Annotated in this window: 17 protein-coding genes; 10 read left to right on the top strand and 7 right to left on the bottom strand. The window is 68.3% G+C overall.

Translation table 11 applies throughout. The features are described 5' to 3' along the window. Positions 1-16: 16 nt before the first annotated feature. The 5 genes from V1Y59_RS01180 to V1Y59_RS01160 form a co-directional block, all read right to left on the bottom strand. The gene (locus tag V1Y59_RS01180) at positions 17-2,416 is read right to left on the bottom strand and encodes an aerobic carbon-monoxide dehydrogenase large subunit (RefSeq protein WP_330502996.1); all 2,400 of its coding nucleotides are present in this window, start codon (positions 2,414-2,416) and stop codon (positions 17-19) included. Next, positions 2,413-2,904, bottom strand: a complete 492-nt coding sequence (locus V1Y59_RS01175; RefSeq protein ID WP_330502995.1) for a (2Fe-2S)-binding protein — start codon at positions 2,902-2,904, stop codon at positions 2,413-2,415. The genes V1Y59_RS01180 and V1Y59_RS01175 overlap by 4 nt, the downstream gene beginning before the upstream one ends. A 33-nt stretch (positions 2,905-2,937) precedes the next feature. Next, positions 2,938-3,831, bottom strand: coding sequence for an FAD binding domain-containing protein (locus V1Y59_RS01170; RefSeq protein ID WP_330502994.1), 894 nt, complete (start codon positions 3,829-3,831; stop codon positions 2,938-2,940). A 10-nt stretch (positions 3,832-3,841) separates the two neighbouring features. Beyond that, entirely contained in the window at positions 3,842-4,990 is a 1,149-nt protein-coding gene (locus V1Y59_RS01165) for an XdhC family protein (RefSeq protein WP_330502993.1), read from the bottom strand. A gap of 154 nt (positions 4,991-5,144) precedes the next feature. After that, positions 5,145-5,639 (bottom strand): NUDIX hydrolase, encoded by a 495-nt coding sequence (locus V1Y59_RS01160; protein WP_330502992.1) that lies wholly within the window; start codon positions 5,637-5,639, stop codon positions 5,145-5,147. A 114-nt stretch (positions 5,640-5,753) separates the two neighbouring features. Between V1Y59_RS01160 and V1Y59_RS01155 the strand changes: the two genes are divergently transcribed. The 5 genes from V1Y59_RS01155 to rsgA all read left to right on the top strand — a co-directional run bounded on the left by V1Y59_RS01155 (position 5,754) and on the right by rsgA (position 10,519). After that, on the top strand, positions 5,754-7,457 hold the full coding sequence (locus tag V1Y59_RS01155) for a nucleobase:cation symporter-2 family protein (RefSeq protein WP_330502991.1): 1,704 nt from the start codon (positions 5,754-5,756) through the stop codon (positions 7,455-7,457). A gap of 50 nt (positions 7,458-7,507) precedes the next feature. Continuing rightward, positions 7,508-7,744, top strand: coding sequence for a hypothetical protein (locus tag V1Y59_RS01150; RefSeq protein ID WP_330502990.1), 237 nt, complete (start codon positions 7,508-7,510; stop codon positions 7,742-7,744). A 2-nt stretch (positions 7,745-7,746) separates the two neighbouring features. Next, the gene (locus V1Y59_RS01145; RefSeq protein ID WP_330502989.1) at positions 7,747-8,133 is read left to right on the top strand and encodes a VOC family protein; all 387 of its coding nucleotides are present in this window, start codon (positions 7,747-7,749) and stop codon (positions 8,131-8,133) included. A 78-nt stretch (positions 8,134-8,211) separates the two neighbouring features. Further along, positions 8,212-9,477, top strand: coding sequence for a 3-phosphoshikimate 1-carboxyvinyltransferase (gene aroA / locus V1Y59_RS01140; protein WP_330502988.1), 1,266 nt, complete (start codon positions 8,212-8,214; stop codon positions 9,475-9,477). Between the two features lies 1 nt (position 9,478). Beyond that, the gene (gene rsgA / locus V1Y59_RS01135) at positions 9,479-10,519 is read left to right on the top strand and encodes a ribosome small subunit-dependent GTPase A (protein ID WP_330502987.1); all 1,041 of its coding nucleotides are present in this window, start codon (positions 9,479-9,481) and stop codon (positions 10,517-10,519) included. A 23-nt stretch (positions 10,520-10,542) separates the two neighbouring features. Here the strand turns inward: rsgA and V1Y59_RS01130 are convergent, their stop codons facing one another. Continuing rightward, the gene (locus V1Y59_RS01130; RefSeq protein ID WP_330502986.1) at positions 10,543-11,955 is read right to left on the bottom strand and encodes a chloride channel protein; all 1,413 of its coding nucleotides are present in this window, start codon (positions 11,953-11,955) and stop codon (positions 10,543-10,545) included. A gap of 148 nt (positions 11,956-12,103) precedes the next feature. Here V1Y59_RS01130 and V1Y59_RS01125 point away from each other — a divergent pair, with 148 nt between their 5' ends. Then, complete coding sequence (locus tag V1Y59_RS01125; RefSeq protein WP_330502985.1) at positions 12,104-13,024, top strand: sugar phosphate isomerase/epimerase family protein; 921 nt, start codon at positions 12,104-12,106, stop codon at positions 13,022-13,024. 44 nt (positions 13,025-13,068) lie between these two features. Here V1Y59_RS01125 and V1Y59_RS01120 read toward each other — a convergent pair whose 3' ends face one another. After that, complete coding sequence (locus V1Y59_RS01120) at positions 13,069-14,082, bottom strand: substrate-binding domain-containing protein (RefSeq protein ID WP_330502984.1); 1,014 nt, start codon at positions 14,080-14,082, stop codon at positions 13,069-13,071. Positions 14,083-14,341: 259 nt separating this feature from the next. On the opposite strand from V1Y59_RS01120, the gene iolC reads away from it, so the two are divergent. Genes iolC through V1Y59_RS01100 form a run of 4 tightly spaced genes read left to right on the top strand, consistent with a single transcriptional unit; the run spans position 14,342 to position 19,240 of the window. Further along, positions 14,342-15,343 carry a 5-dehydro-2-deoxygluconokinase gene (iolC, locus tag V1Y59_RS01115; protein ID WP_330502983.1) on the top strand — a complete coding sequence of 334 codons (1,002 nt, stop codon included), beginning with the start codon at positions 14,342-14,344 and terminating at the stop codon, positions 15,341-15,343. Beyond that, positions 15,340-16,224, top strand: coding sequence for a 5-deoxy-glucuronate isomerase (gene iolB / locus V1Y59_RS01110; protein ID WP_330502982.1), 885 nt, complete (start codon positions 15,340-15,342; stop codon positions 16,222-16,224). The genes iolC and iolB overlap by 4 nt, the downstream gene beginning before the upstream one ends. Beyond that, complete coding sequence (iolD, locus tag V1Y59_RS01105; protein WP_330502981.1) at positions 16,221-18,185, top strand: 3D-(3,5/4)-trihydroxycyclohexane-1,2-dione acylhydrolase (decyclizing); 1,965 nt, start codon at positions 16,221-16,223, stop codon at positions 18,183-18,185. The genes iolB and iolD overlap by 4 nt, the downstream gene beginning before the upstream one ends. Beyond that, positions 18,182-19,240 carry a Gfo/Idh/MocA family protein gene (locus V1Y59_RS01100; protein ID WP_330502980.1) on the top strand — a complete coding sequence of 353 codons (1,059 nt, stop codon included), beginning with the start codon at positions 18,182-18,184 and terminating at the stop codon, positions 19,238-19,240. Before iolD ends, V1Y59_RS01100 begins: the two co-directional genes overlap by 4 nt. The last annotated feature ends 164 nt before the right edge of the window (positions 19,241-19,404 follow it).

Genomic DNA, 19,404 nt, shown 5'->3' with positions numbered 1-19,404 from the left:
CACGCGTGGGTCGGGGTCAGATCGGCGGACGCGCCCGTCCCTGCATCGCCTCCCACACCCGTGATGGCGTTAGCGGCATGTCGGCGTGCCGGATCCCGTAGGGCGCCAGGGCGTCGATCACGGCGTTCACCACCGCCGGCGGTGAACCGACCGTCGCGGACTCCCCCACCCCCTTGGCGCCGATCGGATGATGCGGCGACGGCGTCACCGTGTACCCCGTCTCCCAGTGCGGCACCTCGAGAGCGGTCGGGATCAGATAGTCCATGAGCGAGCCGTTGAGGCAGTTGCCGGACTCGTCGAACTCGATCACCTCCATCAGCGCCATCCCGACGCCGTCGGTCAATCCGCCGTGCACCTGACCTTCGATGATCATCGGATTGATCCGGGTGCCACAGTCGTCGACGGCGACGAACCGGCGCACCTTCACGACCGCGGTGTCGGGGTCGATGTCGACCACGCAGATGTAGGCGCCGAACGGGTACGTGAGGTTGGCCGGGTTGTAGACCACCGATGCGTCCAGTCCCCCCTCGACACCGGGCGGCAGATCACCGGCACCGTGTGCGGCCATCGCGATCTCCGCGATCGTCACCGACGTACCCGGGTCACCCTTGACCCCGAAACTCCCCTTCTGCCACTCGAGGTCGGCCACCGACACCTCGAGCATGCCCGACGCGATGAGTTTCGCCTTGTCTCTGATCTTGCGTGCGGCCATCGCCGCGGCCGCACCGGACACCGGGGTGGACCGACTGCCGTACGTGCCCAACCCGAACGGCGTGTTGTCGGTGTCGCCGTGGACCACGTCGATGTCGTCGGGCGCGATGCCGAGTTCCTCGGCGACGATCTGCGCGTAGGTGGTTTCGTGGCCCTGCCCCTGCGACTGCACCGACAGCCGGACCACCGCCTTGCCGGTTGGGTGCACGCGCACATCGCATCCGTCGGCCATGCCGAGACCCAGGATGTCCATGTCCTTGCGGGGGCCGGCGCCGACCGCCTCGGTGAAGAACGCCACCCCGATGCCCATCAACTCGCCGCGATCGCGTTTGGCGGCCTGCTCCGCAAGGAGTCCGTCGTAGTCGGCGATCCGCATCGCCTCGGTCATCGCCGCGTCGTAGTCACCGGAGTCGTAGACCCACCCGGTCTTGGTGGTGTACGGGAACTGGTCGGGTTGGATGAAGTTCTTGCGTCGCAGGGCGATCTGGTCCATCCCGAGTTCGGCGGCGAGACAGTTCACCAGGCGTTCGACGAAGTAGACCGCCTCGGTGATCCGGAACGAGCACGCGTAGGCCACGCCGCCGGGCGCCTTGTTCGTGTAGACCGCGGTCATCGAGCAGTGCGCGGCCTCGAGTTGGTAACTGCCGGTGAAGACTCCGAAGAAGCCGGCGGGGTACTTCACCGGCGCGGCGACACCGTTGAAGGCGCCGTGATCGGCGAGCACGTTGCTGCGGATGGCCAGGATGCGTCCGTCGCGGGTGGCGGCGATCTCGCCGCGCATCACGTAGTCGCGGGCGAACCCGGTGCTCGTCAGGTTCTCGGTGCGGTCCTCCATCCATTTCACCGGCTTGCCGGTCACGATCGACCCGACGACCGCGCAGACGTATCCCGGGTAGATCGGCACCTTGTTGCCGAATCCGCCGCCGATGTCCGGGGAGATCACCCGGATCTTGTGTTCCGGGATGCCGGCGACGATGGCGTACAGGGTGCGGTGGGCGTGCGGCGCCTGCGAGGTGGACCAGAGGGTGAGTTTGCCATCGACCCTATCGAAATCGGCCACCGCACCGCAGGTTTCCATCGGCGCGGGATGCACGCGCGGGTAGACCATGTCCTGTGTGACGACCACGTCGGCCTCGGCGAACACGGCATCGGTGGCCGCTTTGTCGCCGGTCTCCCAGTCGAAGATGTGGTTGTCGGTCTTGCCGTCGAGGTCGTCGCGGATCACCGGCGCCGAGGGTTCCAGGGCCTTGCGCACATCATGCACCGGGTCGAGGATGTCGTAGTCGATGTCGATGAGTTCGAGGGCATCCCGTGCCGTGTAGCGATCTTCGGCGACGACCGCGGCGACCTCCTGCCCCTGGAAGCGGACCTTGTCGGTGGCGAGCACCGCCTGGACGTCGCCCGACAGCGTCGGCATCCAGTCCAGGCCCAGCCCTTTCAGCGTCTCCCCGGTGATGACGGCCTTGACCTTCGGCAGCGCCTCGGCCGCCGTGGTGTCGACGTTGACGATCCGGGCGTGGGCCACGGGCGACCGCAGGATCGCCATGTGCAGCATGCCGGGCAGTTGGACGTCGTCGACGTATCGGCCGAGGCCGCGGATGAAGCGCGGATCCTCCTTGCGGAGCATCCGCCCGTAGCCGACCGGTTTCTGGTTGTTGTCGACGAGATCCGCCGCAGCGGGTTCGGGAGGTGTCGTGAGAGTCATCGGATCGCTCCTTCGGTATCGGCAGCGTCCCCGGCATGCCGGGCCGCCCACTGCACCGACCGCACGATGGTGGTGTAGCCGGTGCAGCGGCAGATCTGACCGCTGATCGCCTCCCGGATCTCGTCCTCGGTGGGATCGGGGTTCTCGTCGAGCAGTGCCCGCGCGGTCATCAACATGCCGGGTGTGCAGAAACCGCATTGCAGCCCATGGCATTCCATGAATCCCTGCTGCAGCGGGTCGAGGGTGGTGCCCTGCTCCAGCCCCTCGACGGTGCGCACCTCGTGCCCGCCTGCCATGGCGGCGAGAATGGTGCACGACTTCACCGGGCGCCCGTCGATCTGCACCACACACGTGCCGCAGTTGCTGGTGTCGCAGCCCCAGTGGGTTCCGGTGAGCGCGAGATGGTCACGCAGGAAATGCACGAGCAGCAGACGCGGCTCGACGTCGCGGGACACCGATTCGCCGTTGACGGTCATCGTCACTTGCATCGAATTCTCCTCTGGGTCAGGGCTGTCGGGAGTTCAGGTTCCGGCGCCGGCGGTGGCGTCGATGCCGAGTCGCCGGGCACTGCGCCGCAGCGCCCGCCGGGTCAGTTCGTCGGCGAGATGCCGTTTGTACTCGACGGTTCCGCGGCCGTCGGTGACCGGCTCACATGCCTGCGCGGCGATCTCACCCGCGCGGGTCCATGCGTCCTCGGTGGGCGGCCGGCCGCGCAGCGCCTCCGAGATCGCCGGAATCCCGGTGGTGTTGGCGCCCACCGCCGCCAGCCCCACCCGCGCGTCGGCGACCACCCCGTCGGCCAACCACAGCGCCGCGCCCGCGGCGACGACCGCCCAGTCACCTGCGCGTCGTTCCACCTTCTCGTAGGCGCTCGCCCCACCGGCCCGAACCGGAATCCGCACCTCGGTGAGCATCTCGTTCTGTTCGACCGCGGTCTCGTACGGGCCGCGATGAAACTCTTCCATGGTGACCACGCGCTCGCCGTCGGCGCCGCGGATGACGCAGCTCGCGTTGAGGGTGGTGCACACACTGGACAGATCCTCGGAAGGGTCTGCCTGACACAGCGATCCGCCGAGGGTCCCACGATTGCGGACGACGGGGTCGGCGATCACCTTCTCCGCGTCGCGGAAGATGGGGAAGGCCTCGAACAGTGGTTCGTTGGCCAGGAGTTCGCAGTGGCGGGTCAGCGCACCGATGCGCACGTCGTCGTCGGTGAAGCGGATGTAGCCGAGTTCGTCGTGCAGGTCGTTGATGTCGATCAGGTACTCGGGGGTGGCCAGGCGCAGCTTCATCATCGGCAGCAGGCTGTGCCCGCCGGCGATGAGCCGGGCCTCGTCGCCGAGTCGGCCGAGCAGTCCGATGGCGTCGTCGACACTGGTCGCACGCTCGTACTCGAAGGGTGCCGGAACCTGCATGATGTCTCCTCTAGGGCGAGCTGACGGGGCTGCGGACGATGTCGGGGTGGATGTGGTCGGCGAGGCGGGTGAGGTTGATCCCGCTGCCGCCGCGTCGGACGGCGATGATCTCGGCGACGATGGAGACCGCGGTCTCGGCGGGCGTCCGGGCGCCGAGGTCGAGGCCGATCGGCGAGTGCAGCCGAGCGAGGTCGGCCTCGGTTGCCCCGTCGTCGCGCAGCCGGCGCAGTCGGTCGTCGTGGGTGCGCCGCGAGCCCATGGCGCCGATGTAGACGCCCGGCGGTGTCTCGAACGCCGCCCGCAATGCCGGCACGTCGAACTTCGGGTCATGGGTGAGAACGCAGATCGCAGCCCGCGAGTCGACGCGGCCGGCCGCGAGTTCGTTGCGCAGGTAGCGGTGTGGCCAGTCCACGACGACCTCGTCGGCGGCGGGGAAGCGGTGCCGCGTGGCGAACACACCGCGGGCATCGCACACGGTCACGTGGTAGCCGAGGGAGGCCCCGGCCTCCGCGACGGCCGCGGCGAAGTCGACCGCACCGAACACGATCAGCCGCGGCGGCGGGGCGAAGCTGTTGACGAACACCGCGATGTCCTCACCGGTCCGGAGTCCGCCGGCGCCGTACCGCAGCGTCGTCGACTCGCCGAGGTCGAGCAGACCCCGCGCGTCCTGCGCCACCACGCGGTCGAGGTCTGCGTCGCCGAGCGTGCCGCCCACACCGTCGGGCGTGACGACGAGGTGCCCGCCCACCGGCGGGTCCGCATGCTCCGAGGAGGTCACGGTCGCAGTCGCCACGGGCCGTCGTGCCGCGACGGCGTCGGCGAGCTGGTCGAGTGCGGGCCAGGTCGTCGCGGACACCGGTTCGCAGAACACGTCGAGCGTGCCGCCGCAGGTGAGGCCGACGGCGAAGGCGTCGTCGTCGGCGATCCCGTACCGCTCGGCGGTCGGCCGTCCCGTCCGCATCGCGTCACCGGCGAGTTCGTACACGGCCCCTTCGACACACCCGCCCGACACCGACCCGACGACCGTGCCGTCCTCCAGCCGCAGCATCGCGGCTCCCGGTTGCCGCGGGGCCGATCCGAAGGTCGCCACGACGGTCGTCAATCCGACCGTCTCGCCGTTGCGCCAGCGTTCCACCAGCACGGGCAGGACGTCTTTCATGTGCACATCCTCGATTCAGCGGACAGGGCTGTGTTCCGCGTCACAGGGCCGTGATGGTGTCCAGTCTGCGCCGGTTCCGCCCGGCGTCAACCCAAACCTCAGTATTCGCTGAAGTCAGGGCATCCTCACCTGCAACCGCGGCGGCAACATGCGGTCACAGCGCGGACAGCAGACGGTCGACGAACGCCGCCTGGGCGGGATTGAGCGCAGCGCGTGCGGTCGCCGGATCGACCCACTCGGCTCGATCGATCTCGGGGAACTCCTGGAATCGTCCGGACCGCGGCGGCCACTGCATCTCGAAGGTATTGCTGACCAGCGTCTCCACGTCGAAGTCACCTTCGATCGCGAATCCGGTGACGACCTTGCCACTCTTCAGGGTCACCTCGCCGAGTTCGATGACCGGCCCATCGGGCGGCGGGCTGCCCATCTCCTCGGCGAACTCACGACGCGCCGTCGCCAGCGGCGTCTCGTCGGGTTCGTACAGGCCCTTCGGGATCGACCAGGCCCCGGCGTCCTTGCGCGCCCACAGCGGCCCGCCGGGATGCGCGATCAGCACCTCGACGCCGCCATCTGCGCCATGGTCCGGGCCACCGTCCACCCGTCGATACAGCAGCAGACCCGCACTGCGCCGATTCGTCTGACGTGCCATCGCACCATTGTGCGCATACCGCGATGGTGACGTGCCGCACGATATATCTTCGCCGAAACATCACCGTCATACGATTGCGCCACAACGGAAACGACTGGCTCGTACACACTGCATATGGCGGTTCTCGACACGATCAGGCGCGGCAAGACTACACCTCATCCGGTGGATGAGATACCGCCGTTGGCCAAGCTCCTCCCCCTCGGTCTCCAGCACGTTCTCGCGATGTACGCCGGCGCCGTCGCGGTGCCGCTGATCGTCGGCGGAGCGATGGTCAGCGCAGGTCAGCTGGAACAGGGTGACATCGTCCACCTGATCATGGCCGACCTGTTCGTCGCCGGTATCGCGACGATCCTGCAGGCCGTCGGCTTCTGGCGATTCGGTGTGCGGCTACCCCTGATGCAGGGTGTCACGTTCGCAGCCGTCGGGCCGATGATCACCATCGGCCAGAGCCACGGCATCACCGCGATCTACGGATCGGTGATCTGTTGCGGCCTGTTCATGATCCTGGCCGCACCCGTTGTCGGGAAGCTCATCCGGTTCTTCCCGCCATTGGTCACCGGCACCATCATCCTCATCATCGGCGTATCGCTGATGCGCGTCGCCGCGGGCTGGTTCGGCGGCGGTACCGCAACCGGCGAGGACTTCGGTGAGCCCAAGGCGATCGCCTTCGGCTTCTTCACCCTCGCGGTGATCATCGCGCTGGAACGGTTCGCGCCGGGCCCGATCAAGCGCGTCTCGGTGCTGATCGGTCTGGTCATCGGCACGCTGGTCTCGCTGCCGTTCGGGATGGCGAACTGGGATGCCGTCGGCGAGAACCCCTGGGTCGGCATTCCCCAGCCCTTCCAGTTCGGTATGCCGACCTTCGAGATCTCCTCGATCATCGCGCTGATCATCGTGGCGCTGGTGATCATGACCGAGACGACCGGCGACATCGTCGCGGTCGGTGAGATCGTCGACAAGAAGATCACGCCGCAGAAACTCGCCGACGGTATGCGCGCCGACGGCCTCGGAACAGTACTCGGCGGTGTTTTCAACACCTTCCCGTACACCGCGTTCGCGCAGAACGTCGGCCTCGTGGCGATCACCGGCGTCAAAACCCGTCACGTCGCCACCTGCGCGGGCATCATCCTGGTGATCCTCGGACTGCTGCCGAAGATGGCGGCCGTCGTCGAGGGCATCCCGATGCCGGTGCTCGGCGGCGCCGGTGTCGCGTTGTTCGGCATGGTCGCCGCCAGCGGTGTGCGGACGCTGAGCAAGGTCAAGTTCAACAACACCAACGTGCTGGTCGTGGCCATCTCGGTGGGTGTGGCGATGCTGACCGAGGCGAAGCTCTACTACACCAACCGCGACCTGGGCGACGCGCCGGTCAACGTGTCGCTGGACCTGTATCACCAGTTCCCGGACTGGTTCCAGACCATCTTCCACTCCGGCATCTCCGCCGGCGCGCTGACCGCCATCCTGCTCAACCTGTTGCTGAACACCCGCAGCACCTCACCCGACCCGGTCGACTACCACAACACCGGCGAGATCGAGGTCGCCGACCCGACCGGCGCGAACCTCGCCGCCTCGGACTCGATCCGCGCCGCCGCGTTCGATCCGCGCGACGCGCTCGCCGCCGCCGACCCGGATTCGCCGCCGGACACCCTGCGCTACCTCGCCGAACACGATCCGGATCTGCATCCGTTCATCGTCACCAACCCGTCGGCGCCGAAAGACCTGTGCGACTGGATCAAGGAGCAGGGTGACCCCAAGGTCCTCCGCTTGTTCGAGACGTGGGACTCGCACACCGACGGCGGGTTCACCAGGCGCGGCTCCTGACCCTGCTCGGGTAACCCCTACGCGGGGCCATATCGGTTTATCGTTGGTTCATGTCCGACAGCCCCCGCGACGATCACCATCCGGCCGACGCCCTCCTCGACGACGACCCGGACAAACCGCACGAATACCCGCACGACTCGGCGTTCGCCTTCGGTGACGCCCAGGCAATCGGCGAGACCGCCCGGATCGCCAAGGAGAAAGCGATCTACGAGGCCTCCCGGCACGGTCACGACATCAATCGGGGCCACGCGGTGGGCGGCACCGACGGGTCGACCGACGGACAGTAGGCGTGGAGGTTCTGAGCAGTCGGGTCCTGCTGCGGTCGGCCGATCCCGAGCGGCTCCAGACGTTCTACCGGCACCGGCTGAAGCTCGCCGTGGCCCGGGAATATCCCGGCGGGGTGGTGTTCCTCGCGGGCAACGGGCTGATCGAGGTGCCCGCACACATGAGCGACGACGTGGGGACCGGCGGGGGCGCCGACGCCGCGCTGTGGCTACAGGTCCGCGACATGTCGGCCGCAGAAACCGAGCTCCGCGCAGCCGACGTCGACATCGTGCGGGAGGCCCGCACCGAACCCTGGGGCCTCGTCGAGATGCACATCGCCGACCCCGACGGCCGGACGATCATCCTCGTGGAGATCCCGGCCGATCACCCGCTGCGGCGGGACACCCGGTGACCGCGGCATCCCGGTGACAGCAGGCACGGTGACCGCAGGCACGGTGACCGGGCGATCGCCCATGACAGACTGGACCGCATGAGTATCTGGGGTGCGCCCACCGTGACGTCGCCGGTCGAGGCCACCGTGGAGCTGCCCGGCTCGAAGTCGATCACCAACCGGGCGTTCATCCTGGCGGCCCTCGCGGACGGTCCCTCCACCGTGCGCGGCGCGCTGCGCAGCCGCGACACCAATCTCATGCTCAGCGGGCTCAGCGGGCTCGGCACCGGTGTGCAGGTCGATCCCGACGACGAGACCACGGTGCTGATCACCCCCCAGGCCATGCGCGGAGCCGACGTCTACTGCGGCCTGGCGGGCACCGTCATGCGGTTCCTGCCCCCGGTGGCCGCCTTCGCGCACGGAACGGTCACGTTCGACGGCGACGAACAGGCCCGTACCCGCCCGCTGTCCACCATCCTCGACGCGCTGCGCGACCTCGGTGTCGCGGTCAGCGGAGAACGGCTGCCGTTCACCATCGACGGCACCGGCGCCGCGCCCGGCGGCGAGGTCACCATCGACGCGTCGGCGTCGTCGCAGTTCGTGTCGGGTCTCCTGCTGTCGGCGGCCCGATTCGACGACGGCGTCACGGTGCGCCACGTCGGTCCCCCCGTCCCGTCGATGCCACACATCGACATGACCGTCGACATGCTGGCCGAATCGGGTGTCGTCGTGCAACGCCCGAACCCCGAGACGTGGCGGGTGCCGTCGTCGGCCATCACGGCACTCGACCGTGACATCGAGCCGGACCTGTCGAACGCCGCGGCATTCCTCGCCGCCGCAGCCGTCACGAACGGGTCGGTGACGGTGCCGCGCTGGCCGTCCGCCACCACCCAACCCGGCGCCCAGATCGTCGACGTCCTCGCCGAGATGGGTTGCGCCATCGAGCTTTCCGGCGGCGCGCTGACCGTGCGCGGCCCGGAGAAGCTCACCGGCATCAACATCGACCTGCGTGCCATCGGCGAGCTGACCCCCACCATCGCCGCGCTGTGCGCGCTCGCCGACGGCGAGTCGGTGCTGTCGGGTATCGCACACCTGCGTGGTCACGAGACCAACCGCCTGGCCGCACTGACCACCGAGATCAACCGGCTCGGCGGCGACTGCACCGAGACCGACGACGGACTGCGGATCGCCCCGGCGACCATGCACGGCGGAGTCTGGGAGTCCTACGCCGACCACCGGATGGCGACCGCCGGAGCGCTCGTCGGCCTGGTGGTGCAGGGCGTCACCGTCGCCGATGTGGAGACCACACAAAAGACGCTGCCGGACTTTCCGGGCATGTGGCAGAAGATGATCGGGCATCCCTGAGGTGAGCCGGCGCGCCTCGAGCTACGACGAGTCCGACGTCCGGATACGTCCCGGCAAGGGCAGCCGACCACGCACCAAACAACGACCCAGCCACGACGACGCCGTCGACGCCATGGTCACTTCCGTCGACCGCGGCCGCTGGGGCTGCGTGCTCGACGGCGACCCGGATCGACCGGTCGTCGCGATGCGGGCTCGTGAACTGGGCCGGACGCCGGTGGTCGTCGGCGACCAGGTGTCCGTCGTCGGGGATCTGACGGGACGGCCGGACACGCTGGCGCGCATCGTGCGGGTGGCCGACCGTACGACCGTGCTGCGCCGCACCGCCGACGACACCGACCCGTATGAGCGCATCGTCGTGGCCAACGCCGACCAGCTGCTGATCGTCACCGCGCTCGCCGACCCGCCGCCGCGGACCGGGTTCGTGGAACGTGCCCTCGCCGCCGCCTACGTCGGCGGGCTCACCCCGATCCTGTGCCTCACCAAGTCGGACCTGGCACACCCGGCCGAGTTCGCCGGCGCGTTCGACGACCTCGGGCTGCCGATCGTCCTCGCCGGGCGTGACGACCCGCTCGACACGGTCAGCGGGATCCTCGACGGACACATCACGGCGCTGATCGGGCATTCCGGCGTCGGCAAGTCGACGTTGGTGAATCGTCTTGTGCCGGAGGCGGAACGGGCCACCGGCGAGGTCTCCGGCGTCGGTAAGGGACGCCACACCTCCACCCAGTCGGTGGCGATTCCGCTGCCCGGCACGCGCTCGCCGGAGCAGGGCTGGGTGGTGGACACCCCGGGCATCCGGTCATTCGGCCTCGCACACGTCGGACCCGACGACATCGTCGACGCCTTCGACGATCTCCGCGACGCCATCGAGGAATGTCCCCGTGGCTGCACACATCTGGGGCCGCCCGCGGATCCGGAGTGCGCCCTCGACGACCTCGAAGGACCGTCGTACCGTCGCGCGATGGCGGTGCGGCAGCTGCTGCTCGCGGTGTCCGGGCAGGTGGCCGAGGAGACCGAGGTCTCACCGCCGCCGGCCGAGTAGTGACCGTGGTCGGTGCCGGCGGGTCAGCTCACCGACTCCGCCAGCGACCCGCCGGTGTCGCGTCGGCGCGACAGCGCCGCGGTGGTCAGCCAGGCGGCGATCACCCCGAGCACCGCCGCGGGGACCGCATCGAGACCGACCGTTCCGGTCAGCAACATGCTGAACAGAAGCGAGCTGAAGACGAAGCCAGTTCCGGCGGTCATGCCCGCGGCCGCTCCGACGGCCAGCGCCCACGTGATCGAACAATCGAACACCAGGCAGCCGACCGACGCGAGGGCCACCCCGATGAAGATCGCCGGGAAGACCGGGCCGCCACGGAAACCGCAGCCCAGACAGATCGCGTAGGCAACCGCCTTGAAGACGAGGATCACCACCAGCGCCCCCACACTGGTCTCCGCCAGCACCAGCGGAACCGCTGTCTGGCCGGAGAACAGGATGTCGTCGGTGTCGGCGCCCAATGCGCGCGCCGCGAGTGCCAACAGACCGACCGCGAGCCCGCCGGCCAGCAGCAGGCCGTAGCGTCGCATCCGGTCGGCGGATGCGACCCGGTCGATCAGCTCGGCGGCCTTCTTGACCTGGAACATCAGGAGCGCCACGACGACACCCACGACGATCGCGAGCAGCAGGTCGATCACGCGCGTGCCCACGTAGTCGGGCATCTCCGGGACCGCCAACGTCATGACGCCCAGACCACCCCAGTCCCCCAGTCCGATGAAGACGATGTAGCCGATCGCCGCCGCGACGAGCCCGGGTAGCAATGCCGGCAGCAAGGCCGCACCGGCGGCCAGGCCGGCTTCCAGCAGCAGCAGACCGGCCACGAGCGGGCCGCCGAACAAGGCGGACACAGCCGAGAACGACCCCGCGGTCGCCAGCACCCGCTGGCCGGCCTCGGGCACCTTGGCGAACGGCACCACCAGCATGCCGACTGCCGATCCCAGTGCGATGAGCGGGGCTTCCGGTCCGAGGACGGCCCCGAACGCCAAGGTTCCGACCGCGGCGAGTGCGATACCCGGAGCGTGCTGCCACGGTGTCGGCGTGACGCCGACACCGTCGAGCGGTGAATGGCCGCCGTTGCCCGGCAGCAACGCGGTGGCCAGTGCGACGAGGATCGCACCGACCAACGGCAGACCGATCACCAGATACCACGGTGGTTCGCCGAGTCCGAGATGCTCCGGCAGATCGGTCCACAACAGCTCTTCGAGCCAGTGCACCGCACCCAGGAACGCCCACGCGAGCAACGCCGCCGGGATGCCGATCGCGGCGCCGAGGCCGATCAGCTTGAGGTAGAACACCCCTTCCTGCCGATCGGGATGAAGTTCCTCGGTGGTGCTCGGCCGTAGTCCTTCGGTCACCGGAGGAGCATCACCGGTGTCATGGGCGTTCTGGTCGGCAGCATAGGCGTCGTCGGTGTTCGCTTCGTCATCGGCCGAGCTCATCCGGCGACCCCTTCCTCTTGGGCGTGTGGCCGACTCACAATATCGGTGATCGCCGGTCGGCGCGGGCGTCACGTCCGGTGGCACACGCACCGCACCACGTCCGACGAACCGGGAGCGCCCACCGAAGTCGTTCGGCCACAATGAAGAGGTGGAGGAGTACGAGGTTCGAGACGGAGGAGCAGCCATCGACGGCGGCCGGATCGCCGCCGCCCCGATCTCGTGGGGCGTCTGCGAAGTTCCCGGATGGGGTTACCAGCTGAGCCCCGAACGCGTTCTGTCCGACATGCGCGATCTGGGTGTCACCGCGACCGAGACCGGACCGGAGGGCTTCCTCCCCGCCTCACCGGACCGACTGCACGACGTGCTGGATGCCTATGGGCTGCGTTGCGTCGGTGCCTTCATCCCGCTCGTTCTGCACCGCGACGATTCCGACCCGACACTTGCGGTGACCGAACTCCTGGATCGGCTCGAGGCATCCGGCGGCGACGTCGCGGTGCTCGCGGCGGCCACCGGTCTGCACGGCTACGACCACCGACCCGACCTCTCCGAATCCGAATGGGCCACGCTGTCGGCCAATCTGGACCGCATCGGAACGCTCGCCGAGGAACGCGGCGTCACCGCGGCGCTCCACCCGCATGCCGGGACGATGATCGAACGTCGCGAGGACATCGACAGGGTGCTGGAGAGTTCGTCGATCGGTCTGTGTCTGGACACCGGCCACCTGTTGATCGGCGGCACCGATCCGCTGGAGTTGGTCCGGCGCTGTCCGGACCGCATCACCCACACTCATCTCAAGGATGTCGACGTCGACCTCGCGGATCAGGTGCGCTGCGACGCACTCACCTACACCGACGCGGTCGAGCGTGGACTGTACGTACCCCTCGGAACCGGCGGCGCGCAGATCGCCGACGTGGTGTCCGCCCTGGCCGCTGCCGACTACGACGGTTGGTACGTCCTCGAACAGGACACCGTGCTCCCGGATGCGGAGTCGGGAGATCGAGCGGCGGTCGAGGTCGCTGCTTCGTTGTCGTTCCTCTACGACGTCGTGGCGCATCCCATCCGCACCTGATCCACGCGGCTTTCGTTGCCCTCCGGGTCGGCGGGCGTCGCGTTTCACCGGGTGCCGTCACGCACGTACTCAGCGACCTCGTCGACGTTGGAGCGGTCGACCCATGCCGGCCCCGTCAACACGGCCTGACCACCACCGACCGTGCTGGCATTGGTCAACGTCAGCCACAGGGCATCGACCGCCTCGTGGCCCTGCACATACGGCTGCTGGTCGACAGCCCACCGGACATCGCCGCCGCGGATGAGATCGATCAGGGCGGCGTTGGTGTCGAAGGTGACGATCTCGGCCGTCGATCCGGCGGCATCCCGCGACTCCACGGCGGCCTGGGCGATCGGCGCGCCGAGAGTCACGACGGAGTCCACGGACTGGTCCTGCCGTAGCTTGGCAGTCAGGGTGGCCACCACCGATGCCATGTCCTTGCTGTTGACGTCGAGAGTCTCGAACCCACCCCGGGTGAAGCCCTCTCGGACACCGGCACAACGCGATTCGAGGGCAACCTGACGTTGTTCGTGAATCACGCACAGCACGTTGGTACGGCCGTCACGGATCAGGCGCTCCCCCGCGGCCCGGCCGGCCAGCATCTCGTCCTGACCGAAATACTGCGCGACGCCGATGTCCTGCCAGTTGTCGAAGCCGGAGTTGAAGGCGACCACCGGGACTCCTGCGTCCAGTGCGCGCTGGACCACCGGCGCCATCGCGTCCGGCTTCGCGAGGGTGAGCGCGATCCCGTCGACGTCGCCGTCGATCGCCTCCTGGACGAGATTCGCCTGATTCGGCGCCTCGGGATCCGAGGAGTACTGCAGGTCGACGCCGTTCTTGCGGGCCGCCTCATCCGCGCCGCGGCGGACGACCTCCCAGAACGTGTCGCCGGGCACCTCGTGGGTGATCATCGCGACAGTCAACTCCGGCGTGCCGGCTGCGCCTGTACCGCCGTCGCTGTCGGGGGCGTCATCAGTACCGACACAACCGGCCACGACGAGGATCACCGACGACAGCACGGCCGAGAACGTGACCATCCGGCGGCGCGGGCGCGCGGGGCTCGCTGTGGAGGACAGCATCGTCGGCTACTCCCTTCGATCAGAGTGCCGTGGTGTGAAGGCGCTGTGGTGTTGTGGTGCTGTGGTGTTGTGGTGCGCTGGTGCGGTGATCGGCCGGACACCCTCACGTTCACGGTATAACGCCCCTCGCGCAGCCGATGTCACAACTTGATCAGGACATGGTCTTTGACTCGCGGCGGTACGTCGCGCACAGTGAACGCAGGCGGGCCGATCCCGTCCGATCGGGGCTGACCTGTCCGACCACGAGCAGGAGCAGTACGTGTCCGAAGTCCATGCGGCAGCAGAGCGTCCATCGGGGGGCGTCGACGTGCTGTGCATCGGCCGCAGCGGGGTCGACATCTACCCTCAGCAGGTCGGGGTCGGACTCGAGGACGTGCGCAGCTTCGGCAAATTCCTCGGCGGCAGTGCCGCGAACGTTGCGGTCGCCGCAGCTCGACTCGGGCGCAGCGCCGCGCTCGTCTCCGGTGTGGGCGACGACCCGTTCGGCCGATTCGTCCGCAGCGAACTCACGAGGCTCGGTGTCGACGACAGGTTCCTCGTCGTCGACCAGGAGAATCCGACTCCGGTGACGTTCTGTGAGGTCTTCCCGCCGGACCACTTCCCGCTGTACTTCTACCGCAGGCCAAAGGCGCCGGACCTGCAGATCGAGGCCACCGACATCGACACCGACTGCGTCCGCCGGGCCGGCCTCTACTGGTCGACAGTCACCGGTCTCTCCGAGGAACCCTCCCGCGGAACGCATTTCGAGGCGTGGGCGGCACGCGAACGCCGACCTCTCACGGTCCTCGACCTGGACTACCGGCCGATGTTCTGGTCGTCACCGGCGGCAGCCACCGAACAGATCCGACGCGCCCTCCCGCTCGTCGATGTCGTGGTCGGCAACCTCGAGGAATGCGAGGTCGCCGTCGGCGAATCGGATTCCCACGCGGCCGCCGATGCGCTGCTCGACCTCGGCGTCGACCTGGCGGTCGTCAAACGCGGGCCGAAGGGAGTACTCGGCAGGACACGCTCGCAGAGCGTCGAGGTCCCTCCGGTTCCGGTCACGGTCGTCAACGGCCTCGGTGCCGGTGACGGCTTCGGCGGCAGTCTCTGTCATGGGCTTCTCGCGAACTGGCCCCTGGAGCAGACTCTGCGACATGCGAATGCGGCCGGCGCGATCGTCGCGGGCCGCCTCGAGTGCTCGACGGCCATGCCCACCTCCGACGAGATCGCCGCCCTGGCTGAGCCGTTGACCACGCAGCCCGACGAGGTGCGCCGATGAAGTCCGAGTACCACATCCCCGCACGGTCGGCACCGCCACCGCTGACCGTGGACGTCACGCCTGAGTCCGCCGGCTGGACCGAGTCATCTCTCGCAGTCGTCGAACTCGGACCCGGAGATTCGATCACCCGATTCACCGATCTGGACGAGATCATCGTCGTACCGCTGGCAGGTTCGGCGACCGTCACCTGCGAGGGCACCGTCTTCGGACTCGCCGGCCGCGAGAGCGTCTTCGACGGTCCGAGCGACTTCGCCTACGTGGGATGCCGCTCCGAGTTCGTCGTCGCGAGCGCGGCAGGCGGCCGCTTCGCATTGTGTGGTGCACGGGCACGCAGGCGGCTGCCGTTCCGCCACGTCCCTGCGGCGGAGGTGCCGGTCGAATTGCGTGGCGCCGGCCACTGCAGTCGCCAGGTACACAACTTCGGGATGGCAGGCGTCTTCGAGGCCGACTCGTTGATTGCGTGCGAGGTCATCACGCCGGCCGGCAACTGGTCCAGCTATCCCGCCCACAAACACGACGAGCACAGTGCGACCGAGTCACAACTCGAGGAGATCTACTATTTCGAGTTCGGCGCGGAGGATCGTTCGGTGCCAGAACGGCTCCCGGGGTTCGGATACCACCGCATCCACGGGACTCCCGAGCGTCCGATCGAGGTCCTCGAAGAGGTCCGCAACGGCGACGTCGTCCTCGTGCCCCACGGCTACCACGGCCCGTCCATCGCCGCGCCCGGACACCACATGTACTACCTCAATGTGATGGCCGGCCCCGGCCCGGAACGGGCTTGGCGGATCAGCGATGATCCTGCGCAGAGCTGGATTCGGACGACCTGGGAGCGCGCGGACGTCGATCCCCGCCTGCCGCTGCACGAGAGGTCATCATGATGACGAACCGGAACCGCGAACCGACCGTCAGGCTGACCGTCGCACAGGCGGTGGTGCGTTTCCTCGCCCATCAGCACGTCGAGCGTGACGGGGAACGAAACAAGTTCTTCGCCGGCTGCTTCGGCATCTTCGGCCACGGCAACGTCGCCGGTCTCGGTCAGGCCCTGCTGCAGAACGAGATCGAGGATCGCGACGCCGGCCGAGACCTGTCGCTCGAGTACGTCCTGGGCCGCAACGAGCAGGCGATGGTCCACTCGGCGGTCGCGTACGCCCGGATGCGCAATCGTCTCGAGGCATGGGCGGTCACCGCGTCGGTCGGTCCGGGCGCGACCAACATGGTGACCGGTGCCGCGCTCGCCACCATCAACCGCCTGCCGGTGCTGCTGCTCCCGGCCGACACATTCGCGACCCGCGCCTCCGCTCCCGTGCTGCAGGAGCTGGAGGTCCCGTCGTCGGGCGATATCACCGTCAACGACGCGTTCCGGCCGGTCTCGCGCTACTTCGATCGCGTGTGGCGACCCGAACAACTGCCCGCTGCCCTGCTCGGCGCGATGCGTGTGCTCACCGATCCCGTCGAGACCGGCGCGGTGACCGTCGCGCTTCCACAGGATGTGCAGGCGGAGGCCTTCGACTGGCCGGAATCGTTGTTCGCCGAACGCACGTGGCGGGTCGCCCGCCCGATCCCGGAGCGCCGCGCGGTCACCGAAGCCGCAGAGATCATCCGGTCGGCGAAGCGACCACTCATCGTGGCAGGCGGCGGAGTCATCTACAGCGACGCCACCGACGCGCTCGCAGGTTTCTGCGCCCGCACCGGCATACCCGTCGGTCAGAGCCAGGCCGGCAAGGGCTCACTGCCCTATGACCATCCCCAGTCCGTCGGCGGCATCGGTTCCACCGGCACGACGGCCGCCAACGCACTCGCGGCCGATGCGGATGTCGTGATCGGTATCGGTACCCGGTACAGCGACTTCACCACCGCCTCCCGGACGGCGTTCGCCGACCCGGACGTCCGGTTCGTGAACATCAATGTGGCGCCGCTGGACTCGCTCAAGCACAGCGGTCACGTCGTGGTCGCCGACGCACGGGAAGCCCTCGAGGCCCTCGACGGGTTGCTGACCGGGTTCTCGGTCGACCCGGCCTACCGTGAGCGCATCGGGGAGCTCACCCGGGAATGGGAAGCCACCGTCGAACGCGCCTACTCCCCCACCGTCGTCGGCACCAATGTCGCCACCGGCGCGGACGCGCTCACCCAGAGCACGGTCATCGGGATCGTGAACGAGACCTCCGACCCTCGCGACATCGTCGTTTGCGCGGCCGGTTCGATGCCCGGCGACCTGCACAAGCTGTGGCGCACACGCGATCCGAAGGGCTATCACGTCGAATACGGATACTCGTGCATGGGGTACGAGATCGCGGGCGGGGTCGGCGTGGCGATGGCCTGCCCCGACCGCGACGTCATAGTCATGGTCGGCGACGGGTCGTATCTGATGATGGCAACCGAGTTGGTCACCGCGATCCAGGAGAACCTGAAGCTGATCGTGGTGGTTGTGCAGAATCACGGATTCGCCTCGATCGGTTCGCTGTCGGAGTCGCTCGGCTCGCAACGTTTCGGCACCGGCTACCGGTACCGCGACTCCGGTGGACGACTCGACGGCCCCACCCTGCCCGTGGACCTCGCGGCCAATGCCGCATCGCTGGGTGCCGAGGTTCTCCGCGCCGGCACCGCCGATGAACTCGCCGACGCGATCAAGGCCGCCAAAGCAGCCGTCCGCACCACGGTCATCCACGTGGAGACCGATCCGTTGATCGGCGGACCGGACAGCGAATCCTGGTGGGACGTACCCGTATCGGAGGTCTCGACGCTGCGTTCGACGCAGAAGGCGTACGACGTCTACGCGCGGTCCAAGGAAGCGCAACGGCCCTACCTGCGACCGACCACGCCCGGCGGAGAAGGCCGATGAACCCGGCGCGCATCGCCGTGGTCGGTGTCGGGATGATGGGTGCCGACCATGTCGTCCGGATCACCGAACGCACTGCGGGAGCGACTGTCGCCGTACTCAGCGACTATTTCCCCGACAAGGCCGAACAGCTCGCGGCCACCATCGGGGGCTGCCGGGTCGTCGGCGATCCGTTGGACGCCATCGCCGATCCCGGTGTCGATGCCGTCGTCCTCGCCTCACCGGGACCCGCGCACGAGAAGCAACTGGCGGCATGTCTCGATGCCGGAAAGCCGGTGATGTGCGAGAAGCCGCTGACCACAGACGTCATCTCCTCGCTGGAAATCGTCGAACGGGAAGCGTCACTCGGCCGCAAACTCATCCAGGTCGGCTTCATGCGTCGGTTCGACCGCGAGTACGAACAGCTGAAGTCGCTCATCGGCGACGGCGTGTTCGGCCGACCGCTGCTCGCGCATTGCGTGCACCGCAATCCGGCGGTTCCGCCGGGGTTCGACAGTTCGATGATCGTCAAGGACTCACTCGTCCACGAGGTCGACGTGACCCGGTTCCTGTTCGATGAAGAGATCACGACGGTGCAGATCATCACGCCGAGGAGCAATCCCGGTGCGCCAGTGGGTGTCGTGGACCCGCAGATCGCGATCTTCACCACCGAATCGGGCCGTCACGTCGACGTCGAGTGCTTCGTCACCACCGGCGTCGCCTACGAGGTGCGCACGGAGCTCGTCGGCGAACTCGGGTCGGCGATCATCGGCCTCGACCAGGGACTGATCCGCAAGCAGCGCAACCCTGTTCAGGCCGGACGCGGGGACGCCCGGAGAGTCGCCGGCATCTGGGGCGGCGACATCACACCGTCCTTCGTCGAGCGGTTCGGTGGCGCGTACGACGTCGAGATACAACGCTGGGTCAACGCCGTCCGCCGCGGCGACAACGTCGACGGCCCGGGCGCGTGGGACGGCTACGCGGCCGCCGCCGTGTGCGCCGCCGCCGTGACGGCACTCGAGACCGGGGAACCGCAGCGTGTCGAGATGGTTTCGCGGGCTTCGATTCCGGGGGCGTAGGGCAGGTCTCGATACGCCTCCTCACTCCGTTCGTCGGCTACTCGACCAGCGGTGGTGGGTCCTGCTACTCGGCCAGCGGTGGGTCTCGATACGCCTCGGGCTCGCTGCGCTCGCACGTGGCTACTCGACCAGCGTTGGGTGGGTTCCCTTTTCCGCTGATCGAG

Origin of the sequence: Gordonia prachuapensis, assembly GCF_036350515.1 — a bacterium.
Taxonomy (GTDB): Bacteria; Actinomycetota; Actinomycetes; order Mycobacteriales; family Mycobacteriaceae; genus Gordonia; species Gordonia prachuapensis.
The sequence above is the reverse complement of the archived record's forward strand: the minus strand, read 5'-3'. Positions and strand labels throughout refer to the sequence as shown.